This is a genomic window from Burkholderia sp. BCC0397 (genome assembly GCF_902832865.1).
Lineage (GTDB): Bacteria > Pseudomonadota > Gammaproteobacteria > Burkholderiales > Burkholderiaceae > Burkholderia.
Map to the genome: position 1 here is coordinate 116,305 of NZ_CADFDL010000009.1, position 11,483 is coordinate 127,787.

At 67.9% G+C, this 11,483-nt stretch carries 8 protein-coding genes and 1 pseudogene; 6 read left to right on the plus strand and 3 right to left on the minus strand.

The window, feature by feature from the left end; translation table 11 throughout:
* Positions 1 to 39 precede the first annotated feature (39 nt).
* Both HWX03_RS25030 and HWX03_RS25035 read left to right on the plus strand, forming a co-directional pair.
* A complete protein-coding gene (locus HWX03_RS25030) occupies positions 40 to 1,188 on the plus strand; it encodes a porin (protein WP_175873057.1) in 1,149 nt (382 codons plus the stop codon).
* 33 nt (positions 1,189 to 1,221) lie between these two features.
* Complete coding sequence (locus HWX03_RS25035; protein WP_175873058.1) at positions 1,222 to 2,946, plus strand: tannase/feruloyl esterase family alpha/beta hydrolase; 1,725 nt, start codon at positions 1,222 to 1,224, stop codon at positions 2,944 to 2,946.
* 63 nt (positions 2,947 to 3,009) lie between these two features.
* Here the strand turns inward: HWX03_RS25035 and HWX03_RS25040 are convergent, their stop codons facing one another.
* A complete protein-coding gene (locus HWX03_RS25040; protein WP_175873059.1) occupies positions 3,010 to 3,492 on the minus strand; it encodes an Lrp/AsnC family transcriptional regulator in 483 nt (160 codons plus the stop codon).
* 179 nt (positions 3,493 to 3,671) lie between these two features.
* Between HWX03_RS25040 and HWX03_RS25045 the strand changes: the two genes are divergently transcribed.
* On the plus strand, positions 3,672 to 4,904 hold the full coding sequence (locus HWX03_RS25045) for a diaminopropionate ammonia-lyase (RefSeq protein ID WP_175873060.1): 1,233 nt from the start codon (positions 3,672 to 3,674) through the stop codon (positions 4,902 to 4,904).
* 29 nt (positions 4,905 to 4,933) lie between these two features.
* Positions 4,934 to 6,118, plus strand: coding sequence for a M20 aminoacylase family protein (locus HWX03_RS25050; protein WP_175873061.1), 1,185 nt, complete (start codon positions 4,934 to 4,936; stop codon positions 6,116 to 6,118).
* A 129-nt stretch (positions 6,119 to 6,247) separates the two neighbouring features.
* Here HWX03_RS25050 and HWX03_RS25055 read toward each other — a convergent pair whose 3' ends face one another.
* A complete protein-coding gene (locus HWX03_RS25055) occupies positions 6,248 to 7,609 on the minus strand; it encodes an aspartate aminotransferase family protein (RefSeq protein ID WP_175873062.1) in 1,362 nt (453 codons plus the stop codon).
* A gap of 139 nt (positions 7,610 to 7,748) precedes the next feature.
* On the opposite strand from HWX03_RS25055, the gene HWX03_RS25060 reads away from it, so the two are divergent.
* On the plus strand, positions 7,749 to 8,624 hold the full coding sequence (locus HWX03_RS25060; protein WP_244132762.1) for a CS1 type fimbrial major subunit: 876 nt from the start codon (positions 7,749 to 7,751) through the stop codon (positions 8,622 to 8,624).
* Between the two features lie 264 nt (positions 8,625 to 8,888).
* Positions 8,889 to 10,887, plus strand: a pseudogene (locus HWX03_RS25065) (glycoside hydrolase family 28 protein).
* A gap of 75 nt (positions 10,888 to 10,962) precedes the next feature.
* Here the strand turns inward: HWX03_RS25065 and HWX03_RS25070 are convergent.
* Positions 10,963 to 11,472 (minus strand): GNAT family N-acetyltransferase, encoded by a 510-nt coding sequence (locus HWX03_RS25070; RefSeq protein WP_174390620.1) that lies wholly within the window; start codon positions 11,470 to 11,472, stop codon positions 10,963 to 10,965.
* Positions 11,473 to 11,483 lie beyond the last annotated feature (11 nt).

An 11,483-nucleotide genomic window follows, 5' to 3' on the forward strand; every position in this document is an offset into this window, starting at 1 on the left:
CCGTCAGAGCGCGCTTACTCAAGGTCTGGAGACGCAACGATGAAGACGAAGACAAGGAACGGCCTGCTGGCCGCCGGCGCGTGCTGCGCACTCGCGGCGCCCGGTGCGCATGCGCAGTCGAGCGTGACGCTATACGGGATCATCGACACGGGCGTCGAATTCGTGTCGCACGCGAACGCGGCCGGCGACCACGTGGTGCGGATGCCGGGCGTGACGGGCGAACTGCCGTCGCGCTGGGGGCTGCGCGGCACCGAGGATCTCGGCGGCGGCTACCAGGCGGTGTTCACGCTCGAAAGCGGCTTCAACGTGCGCGGCGGCGATCTCGGGCAGGGCGGCCGGCTGTTCGGGCGGCAGGCCTTCGTCGGGCTGAAGAGCGGCTTCGGCACGCTCGCGTTCGGCCGGCAGTACACGATGACCTACCTCGCGCTGCAGGGCGCGGACATCATCGGCCCCGACATCTACGGGCTCGGCTCGTTCGACGCGTACGTGCCGAACGGGCGCGCCGACAACGCGGTGACCTACGTCGGCACGTATCGCGGCGTGACGCTCGGCGCCGCGTATTCGTTCGGCCGCGACGGCGCGGGCACCGGCAACTCGCCGGGGCAGGGCACGTGCGCGGGCCAGGTGCCCGGCGACGCGGTGCAGTGCCGCAACTGGTCGGTGATGCTCAAGTACGACAGCGCGTATTTCGGTGCGGCGGCGTCGTACGAGGAGCAGCGCGGCGGCACCGGCGCGGCCGCGAACTTCTTCGACGGCATCGCGCCCGTCCCCTTCACGAGCAGCGGCGGCAAGGACGCGCGCACGCACGTGAGCGCGTATGCGCAGGCGGCCGGCGCGCGGATCGGCGCGGGCTGGATCGGGCGGCGCGTGTCGACCGGTTCGCCGGCCGCGCCCGGTGCGCATTCGGACCTGTTCTTCGTCGGCGCGTCGTATGCGGTGAAACCCGATTTCGTCGTCGACGGCGAAGGCTACCGGATCGTCAACAGCGCGCACGACACGCGCGCGACGATGGCGACGCTGCGTGCGACCTATCTGCTGACCAAGCGCACGGCCGTCTATGCGCAGTCGTCGTATCTGTGGAACAGCGCGCACGCGCGCTACTCGGTCAGCGGCGGCGGGCCTGGCACGACGCCCGGCGCAGGGATGGGGCAGCTCGGCGCGATGGTCGGCGTGCGGCACATGTTCTGATTCACCGGCGTGACGAACCGAACGGGAGTTATCTTGAACAGGAAATCTGCATTCCTCTGTATTGCGCCGTTGTCCGCCGCGGCCATGCTCGCCGGTTGCGGCGGCGACGATTCGATCGGCGCCGCGCCCACGCACCTGAGCGCCGCGACGCCGGCCACGATGGCGCAGACCTGCGACGCGCTCGCCGCGAAGCTCGCGTATGCGAACACGTCGTTCACGTCGGTGACGACCGCGGCTGCCGGCGCGCTGACGGTGGCCGGCAAGCCGGTCGCCGAGCACTGCGTGATCGCAGGCAAGATGAACGAGCGCGTGAGCGCGGTGGACGGCAAGACCTATGCGATCGGCTTCGAGATGCGCTTGCCGAAAGCATGGAACGGCCGCTTCTTCTACCAGGCGAACGGTGGGCTCGACGGCAACGTCGTGACCGCGACCGGCGAGATTGGCGGCGGCGGGCCGCTGACCAACGCACTGAACCAGGGCTTCGCGGTGATCAGCTCGGATTCCGGGCACAGCGCTGCGCAGAATCCGCTGTTCGGCCTCGATCCGCAGGCGCGGATCGACTACGGCTACGGCGCCGTCGATGCACTGACGCCAATGGCGAAGCAGGTGATCCGGCTCGCGTACGGCAAGGCGCCCGATCGCAGCTACTTCGGCGGCTGCTCGAACGGCGGCCGTCACGCGATGGTCACGGCGGTGCGCAACCCGGCCGACTACGACGGCATCATCGCGGGCGATCCGGGCTTCCATCTGCCGAAGGCGGCGATCGGCGAGATGTACGGCGCGCAGCAGTTCGCGAAGATCGCGTCGGCGACCGGATCGAACGGGTTGCCGGATATCCGCAGCGGTTTCAACGATGCGGAGCGCCAGTTCGTCGGCACGAAGATCCTCGACAAATGCGATGCGCTCGACGGCACGGCCGACGGGATGGTGCAGGACGTCGCCGCGTGCCAGGCGCACTTCAGCGTCGATGCCGATATCCCGACCTGCGCGAACGGCACCCGCACCGGCGCCTGCCTGACGCCTGCGCAGAAAACCGCGCTGGAGAACGTGTTCGCCGGGGCGCGCAACAGCGCGGGCACGGCGCTGTACGCGAGCTTTCCGTACGATCCGGGCGTGGCTGCCGGCGGCTGGGCGTCGTGGAAGCAATCGGCGTCGATCACGCTCGATCCGGCCGCGATGGCGTTCACGTTCATGACGCCGCCGAAAACCGCCGCGGCGCTCGCGAACCTGCCCGGCTTCGCGCTCGGCTTCGACATGGACAACGATGCGCCGGCGATCTTCGCGACGAACGGCGTGTACACGCAATCCGCGTGGTCGTTCATGACGCCGCCCGACGAGACGAACCTGTCCGCGCTGAAGTCGCGCGGCGCGAAGCTGCTCGTCTATCACGGCACCGGCGACCCGGTGTTCTCGTTCAACGACACGCGCGACTGGTACGCGCAGGTCGCGCAGGCGAATGGCGGCGATGCGTCGAGCTTCGCACGCTTCTATCCGGTGCCGGGGATGAACCACTGCGCGGGCGGGCCGGCCGCCGACCAGTTCGACATGCTGACGCCGCTCGTCGCGTGGGTCGAACAGGGGGAGGCGCCCGCGGCGGTCGTTGCTACCGCGCGCGACTCGACGAACGCGGTGCCGAACGCGGACGTGCCGACGTCGTGGGGCGCTGGGCGTACCCGCCCGCTGTGCCCGTATCCGCAGGTCGCGCGCTACAACGGCTCGGGCGACGTGAATTCGGCGGCGAGCTTCAGTTGTCGTTGACGTAGCCGTCGATGGGAAACGGCCGGCGCACGCTATCGCGCGCCGGCCGCTTCGTTGTCGCCTTCACTCGCCGGGATCGATATCGACCGGCACCTCGAGCCCGACCTTCACGCGGCTCATGCTCACCAGCGTCTTGAACCGCTTCACGTTGTTGTTCGCGAAGAACAGCTCGCGCGTGAGCGCGTTGTACTGATCCATGTTGCGCACCGCGAGGATCAGCACGAAATCCCATTCCCCCGTCACGTAGTAGCACTGCTGGATCTGCGGGCAGCGCTCGAACGCGCGCTTCATCGCGTCGAGCTGGTCGATCTGCTCACTTTCGACCTCGACGTTCACGACGATCGTCAGCGGATGATCGACCTTCTCCGGCGCGACGACCGCCGTATAGCGCTCGATCACGCCGTCTTCCGCGAGGCGCCGCAGCCGCCGGTTCACCGCGGCGGTCGACAGGTTGACGCGCGCGCCGAGCTCGGCCTGCGGCGTCTGCGCGTCGCGCTGGACTTCCATCAGCAGCTTGCGATCGAACGCATCGAGAGGGGTCGTCATGATGGCGTGTCAAACCTCGAAAGAATGAGAAATTTTTGCGTCGGAGCCGTCGATTTGGCGATTTTGTTGATCGGCATGCGCAATATTATTTTCCAACCGACGGCGAGCGCAACCCGCGCCTGCCCGATCCGACCCACCCGACGGACCGCCCGCGCGGTCCCGATCCTGAACCTTTCGCCATGCTGATCGCCAACCCGCGCGCGTCGCGCACTCCCTATCCCCAGGCGCTGCGCCGCGTGATGAACATCGCGTCGGCCGACGAAAGCGGCGCATGGCTCGCGCACTGGCCGCTCGTCGGCAACGCGCGCACGCCGTTGCGGGCGCTGCCCGATCTCGCCGCGCGGCTCGGCGTCGCGAGCGTCAGCGTGAAGGACGAGTCGTGCCGCTCGCCGCTCGGCAGCTTCAAGGCGCTCGGCGCGCCGATCGCACTGGTGCGGCTCGTGAAGCGGCTGCGGCGCACGCAGGATTTCGATCCGCAAGGGCTCGTCACCGGCCGCTACGCGTCGGAGCTGGCCGACCTGACGGTGATCAGTGCGACCGACGGCAATCACGGCCGCGCGCTGGCCGCCGCCGCGCGCGCGATCGGCTGCGGCTGCGTGATCGTGCTGCACGCGAACGTCGACGCCGAGCGCGAACGCGCGATCTCGGCGTACGGCGCGCGGATCGTGCGCATCGCGGGGAACTACGACGAATCGGTCGTCTGCGCGGCGCAGCTTGCGCAGGCGAATGGCTGGTACGTCGTGTCGGATACGTCGTACGACGGCTACGAAGCGATTCCGCGCGACGTGATGCAGGGCTACGGCGTGATCGCCGCCGAAGCGGTCGCGCAGGCCGCGGAGGACGACGGCCGGCCGTTTACGCACGTGTTCCTGCAGGGCGGCGTGGGCGGCCTCGCCGCGGGCGTCGCGAGCTACCTGTGGGAGCGCGACGGCGTGCAGCGGCCGCGCTTCATCGTCGTCGAGCCGCGCCAGGCCGATTGCCTGTACCAGAGCGCGCTGGCCGGGCGCGCGACGAAGGCCACCGGCAGCGTCGATTCGGTGATGGCCGGGCTTGCGTGCGGCGAGGCGTCGCCGCTCGCGTGGGATTTCCTCGAGATGTGCATCGACTACTTCATGCTGATCGACGACGAAGACGCGGTGCAGGCGATGCGCGGCCTTGCGGCCGGCAGCGAACGCGACGTGCCGCTCGTCGCCGGCGAATCGGGCGCGGCCGGCGTGGCGGGGCTGGACGTGCTGATGCGCGACCCGGCGCTCGCGCGGCAGGTCGGGCTCGACGCAAATGCGCGCGTGCTGGCGATCAACACGGAAGGGGCGACCGCGCCGTCCGTGTACCGGAATTGCATCGGCGAGACGGCCGACGCGGTGCTCGCGCGCCAGCGCGACTGGCTGAGCCGCGCGGCGGTGGCGGCCTGAACGACATGACGACCGACGAGGCGAATGCAATGGACGAAACCGACGCAATTGAAGCCAGCACGCTGCACGGGCAACTGAAGACCTGGCGCCGCCATCTGCACCAGTATCCGGAGACGGGTTTCGAAGAGGTGAACACGTCGGACTATGTCGCGCGGATCCTGACGACGCTCGGGCTCGACGTGCATCGCGGCATCGGCGGCACCGGGCTCGTCGCGAACCTGACGGTCGGCACCGGCACGCGCGCGATCGGCATCCGCGCGGACATGGACGCGCTGAACATCGGCGAGCACGCGCCGGGCCGCGAACACGTGTCGCGCACGCCGGGCAAGATGCATGCGTGCGGGCACGACGGCCACATGTCGATGGTGCTCGGCGCCGCGCAACTGCTGGCCGAGCGCAAGGATTTCGACGGCACGGTGCGCTTCATTTTCCAGCCGGCGGAAGAGCACGGCCGCGGCGCGAAGGCGATGATGGCCGACGGCTTGTTCGAGCGCTTTCCGGTCGACGCGATCTTCGGTGCGCACAACATGCCGGGCATGCGCGCGGGCACGTTCTCGACGCGTGCGGGCGGCATCATGGCGAGCGAAGACAATTTCGTGATCCGGATCGATGGGCGCGGCACGCACGCGGCGCGGCCGCACATGGGCATCGATCCGATCGTGATCGGCGCGCAGATCGTGCTGGCGCTGCAGACGATCGTGTCGCGCAATCTCGACCCCGGCCAGCAGGCGGTGGTGTCGTGCACGGAATTCATCACCGACGGGCTGCGCAACGTGCTGCCGTCGACCGTGACGATCAAGGGCGACACGCGCAGCTATTCGCGCGACGTGCAGGCGCTGCTGGCAACGCGGATGCGCGAGATCAGCGAAGGGATCTGCCGCACGCACGGCGCGACCTGCACGTTCGACTACACGCACGAGTTCGCGCCGACGGTGAATTCACCGGAATGGGTCGACACGGCCGTGCAGGCCGCCGCGCAGGTCGCGGGCGCCGACGCGGTGAACGCCGACGTGCAGCCGATGATGATCTCGGAGGATTTCGGCGCGTTCCTGCAGGCGGTGCCGGGCAATTTCGTGTTCATCGGCAACGGCGAAGCGGCCGGGCAGGGCGGCGTGCCGCTGCACAACGCGACGTACGATTTCAACGACGAGATTTTGCCGGTGGGCGCGCGGTATTTCGCGGAAGTCGCGCGGCGCGCGTTGAAGGGAGTGTAGCGGGGCGGGTGCGGGTCGCTGCGTATCCGGTTCGCTGCGCGTGCGGTGCACCTTCGTCATCGACGACTCATCGATACTCGACCGCACCGGGTTGCCGGCGCGTCGAGGATCATCCGTCGTCGCATTCGATCAACCGGCCAGTTCCCCCAGGCACGCATCGAACTGCGCGATGAGCCGGTCGACATCGTCGGCCGTCGTTTGCGGGCACACGAGCATCATGTTGTGGAACGGTGTGATCAGCACGCCGCGATTCAGCAGGTACAGGTGCACGATGTGTTCGAGCTCGCTGTCGAGCTGCGCGCCGGCCAGCGTGCCGTTGCGCGGCGGCACGGGCGCGAACTGAAACTCGGTGCGTGCGCCGATGCGCGTCACGCACCACGGCAGCCGGTGTGTCGCGATCGCGTGTTCGAGGCCTGTCGCGAGCCGCGCGGCGAGTTCGAACATGTGTGCATACGCGGCGTCGGTCGCGACTTCGGCGAGCGTCGCGCGCATCGCATGCATCGCGAGCATGTTCGCGGTGAGCGTCGTGCCGATGCCCGAATGGCCGGGCGGCGCGTTCAGCTTCGCCTGCTTCGCGCGTTCCGCGAATTCGGCGCTGAACCCGTACACCGCGCACGGCAAGCCGCCCGCGATCGGCTTGCCGACCACCAGCATGTCCGGTTCGAGACCGTGCGCGACCGCGTAACCGCCGGGGCCGCTGCTGATCGTGTGCGTCTCGTCGATCACGAGCAGCGTGCCGTGGCGGCGCGTCAGTTCGCGCGCGGCCTCCCAGAAGCCGGGGTCGGGCAGCACCATCCCGATGTTCGTCATCGCGGGCTCGGCGAGCACGCACGCGACATCGCCGTCCTTCAGCGCCGCCTCGAGCGCGGCCAGATCGTTGAATTCGACGACGCGCGTGTTCGCGAGCAGGTCGTACGACTGCCCGAGCAGGCTGTCGCGCTGCACCGGGCGGCCGTCGACGAGATCGACGAACACATCGTCGACCGTGCCGTGATAGCAGCCGTTGAACACGACGATCGTGTTGCGGCCGGTGGCCGCGCGCGCCCAGCGCAGCACGAAGCGGTTCGCGTCGCTTGCGCTGAGCGCGAATTGCCAGACCGGCAACCGGAAGCGGCGCGCGAGTTCGCGCGACACCCACGCGGCGTCCTCGCTCGGCAGCATCGTCGTGTAGCCGCGCGTGGCCTGCTCGACGAGCGCGCGCGCGACCGGTTCGGGCGCATGGCCGAACATCGCGCCCGTATCGCCGAGGCAGAAATCGACGTAGCGATGGCCGTCGACGTCGGTGAAGGTCGCACCGCGCGCTTCCTTCACGTAGAGCGAGAACGGGGTCGACCAGTCCTGCATCCAGTGCAACGGCACGCCGAACAGCAAGTGCTCGGATGCTTCCGCGGACAGGGCGCGGGAGACCGGCATGGCTTCGATGAACGCCTGGCGCTCGCGATCGAACAACGCGCGGGCGCGGATGAGGTCGATTCCGTGGCGGGTAGGCAAAGGCAGCTCCTGGGCTGTGCGGATAGGGAAACGATAGCGCGGTTGGCGCGGGGCTGACCAGAGGCGGAATGACCGACGCGGATTAGGCCGGGGGGAATTCGCGCGTGCGTCCTATTTGATTTCAAGATGGCACTGGTAAATGAAAACCGTAAAAACCCGTGAAGGTTTCCATGGATTTTTAACGGACTTCTCGCAACCTATCGTTGTTGCATGCCGTGGCGAGGAGGGTTCGCACAACAAGGCTAGTATTGGTTGTTGCGCGAATCTGTTACCTGTTTGCGATCGAATCCAGCCGACTCGATCGTACGCGTCGCGGCTGGGCGCATCGAATGCCACGGGGATCGTGCCGGTTAATTTCGGGATAAGCAGGTTCCGGATTTTCCGGCAAAGGAAGGCGCGGGCGCCCGAATCCCAACCCTCCGGAATGCGGGACTACACAATGAAAATCCGAACTTCTCTCACCGCACTCGTCGCATGCGGCGCCTTGACCGGCATCGCCCATGCGGGCTCGACGTCGCCGCAAGCGGTCGTCAAGACCATCACGTTGGTCGCGCATATCGGCGACAGCCTGTTCGTATCGAAGCCGGACGACTCTGCGTACGACGTGGTCGAACTGAACGTGACCGACGGCACGCGGCAGGCATTCGCGACGACGCTGCCGATCCGCGTGCGCACGACGACGCCCGATATCAACGTCACGCTGCTGCAGCCGCTGCGCCTGTCGAACGGTCGCGACGACCTCGCCAATGCGAAGGTCGTGCTGACGGGCAAGGCCGAAGACGCGGAAATCGCGCCCGGCGCGGCTCGCACGCTCACGCTGGTGAAACCCGGGCACGATGGCTTCGACGGCTACGACGAAACCCGCAATGTCAGGATCAGCGCGCAAGCGCCGGCTGTCGGCGGGACGGTATCGACCAATGGGCGCTATCGCGGCGACCTGGTGCTGGTGTTCGAACCGGCAGCTTCGGCGGGGCGCGAGCCGGCGAAGGGACCGGTAGCGGCGGCTGGCGAGTAGGAAAATCGCCCCGGCGGACATCGTCGGTCGGGGCGATTCAGTAAAAGTTTTTGCGCATAAACATACGACAACATATCTCTAAAGACACATTCGTCGATGTGAGTGTGCGCACACATTTGTCACATAAAGTCAGAAAAGAACAGGGTAAACGGCAAATACGTGCCCTGCGCCGATCACGTCTAGACTGCGCAATGTAGTACGACGACGTATAAATTGCGATCCGCCGACCGGCGCATCGATACCCGTTACCCTGAAGGAGTGCCCATGGCCGCCCATCGCCGCCGTTCGTCTTCGTCCGTCCGATCGCCCGCATCGAAACGGGTATCGCGCCGCGCCTTCATCGGCTGGAGCGGCGCGCTCGCCGGCGGCGCGATGCTCGGCGGACCGTTCGCGGCCAGCCGGGCGCTGGCGGCAGGCGCGACGCCCGATGCGTCGGCGGTCGATCTCGTGTGGGGCGAGCACGGCGCGGCGGCGCGCATCGCCGCATCGCTCGCGCACGTGTCGCGGCTCGCGCGGCGCGGGCGCGACTTCGACGTGACGCACTACGGCGCACGTCCGTGCGCGACGGTCGCGCAGACGTCGCCGTACCCGGCCGCGAAATCGCCGGTCAGCCCCGGTTCCGAACTGACGACCGCGCCCGGCGCATTCGATTCGCGCCCGGCGTTTCTCGCGGCGATCGACGCATGCCGGCGTGAAGGCGGCAGCCGGGTCGTCGTGCCGTCCGGCGCCTGGTACTGCGCGGGGCCGATCGTGCTGCAGAGCAACGTCACGTTCCACCTGAGCGTGAACTGCACGATCTATTTCAGCCCGAACCCGGCCGACTACGCGAAGGACGGCCCGGTCGATTGCGGCGCGAACGGCCGGCTGTACTACAGCCGCTGGCAGGCGAACGATTGCCTGAACTACGGCGCGCCCGTCTACGCGCGCAATGCGACGAACATCGCGCTGACCGGCGAAGGCCCGACGTCGGTGCTCAACGGGCAGGCGATGACGCCGTTCTCCGGCAGCGGCGCGAACAGCGTCTGCTGGTGGACCTACAAGGGCTCGTCGGGCGCGTACGGCGCGAGCGCGACGGTGCCGGCCCAGAACACCACGAACCCGAACAACGTCGATCTGCGGATCGTCGCGCCCGCGATTCCCGACGCGCTCTATGCGCTGCTGACGTCGCCCGTCACGCCGTGGCAGCAGGACCAGAACTACCTGCCCGCGCTGTCCGAGGCCGGCGTGCCGGTGGAGAAGCGCATCTTCGGCCTCGGTCACTATCTGCGGCCGTGCATGGTCGAATTCATCGGCTGCACGAACGTGCTGATGGCGAACTACCAGACCCAGAACACGCCGTTCTGGCAGCACCATCCGACCGCGAGCCGCAACGTCGTGATCCGCGGCGTGACGACCAACAGCATCGGCCCGAACAACGACGGCTTCGATCCGGACGCGTGCACCGACGTGCTGTGCGAGGACTGCACGTTCAACACCGGCGACGATTGCATCGCGATCAAGTCGGGCAAGGACCGCGACACCGAATACGGGCCCGCGAAGCGGCACCTGATCCGCAACTGCACGATGAACAGCGGGCACGGCGGCATCACGCTCGGCAGCGAGATGGGCGGCGGCGTCGAGCAGATCTATGCGACCAACCTGTCGATGCTGAACGCGAACTGGCAGACCAATCCGCTGAACATCGCGATTCGCGTGAAGACCAACATGAACCGCGGCGGCTACGTGAAGGATTTCCACGTAAAGGGCGTCACGCTGCCGAACGGCGTGACGCTGAAGGGCGGCGGCTACGGCAGTGCGTTGCTCGCGGGCAGCCCGGTCAACGCGAGCGTGCCGCTCGGCGTCGTCACGGCGTCGGCCGGCAATCCGTCGGCGGCGCAGGGCGGCATCGTCACGTTCGACTGCGACTACCAGCCGGCGAACGATGCGGTGCGCACGCGCGCGCCGGTCGTGCAGAACGTGACGATCGCCGACGTGAAGGCGAGCAACGTGACGCTGAACGGCGTGAGCGCGTCGTGCTTCCAGGCGATCGTCGCGCAGGGGCCGGTCGCGTTCGACTACAACGGCACGCCGCCCCACGCCTGCCGTGCAGCCGATCGCCGGCGTGACGATCAGCAATTGCGACTTCGGCACGCCGGTGGCGTCGGGCACGCCGACGGTCACGTCGCCGGGGCCGATCTATGCGTTCAACGTGAGCGCGATGACGCTGACGAACGTGACGATCGCCGGGCAGGTCGTCGACACGACGATCACCGACAAGCGGTGAGATGAGGCAACACACCACGGCGTTCGCGTGCGTGCAACCGGTCGGTGCACGCACGCGAACGTGAATATGAATGCGTTACGCCAGCGTCTTGATCATGTAGTGCTCGTCGTAGAAGCGGCCATCGACGAACAGGGAGCGCGGCTCCGTGCCGAACCGCACGAACCCCTGCGACGCATACAGTCGCTCCGCGGTGGGGTTGGCCTCGTTCACGCACAGCATCAGCTGGCTGCATCCCCATGCGTTCGCCGCATGCCCGGTTGCGCTGTCGAGCAGCGCCTGCGCGATGCGTTGCCCGCGATACGCGGCGTCGACGTACACGCCCCAGATCGTCGCCTTGTGCGCGATCTTCGTGCGCGCATCGCGGCGCACGCCGGTGATGCCGACGAGCGTGTCGCCGTCGAACGCGCCGAACACGGCCTGTACCTGCGTCGGCGTGAGGCGCTTCGCGAATTCGTCGACCGGCACCTGCGACTCTTCGTCGAGCGTCGGCAGGAAGGACAGGGGGGCGGTGTCGACCGCACGCAGGCGGACGGTTCGGAAACAGGCGGCGTCGGCCGCGTCGAGCAGGCGAATCGTGATCGTCATCGGGAGCATTC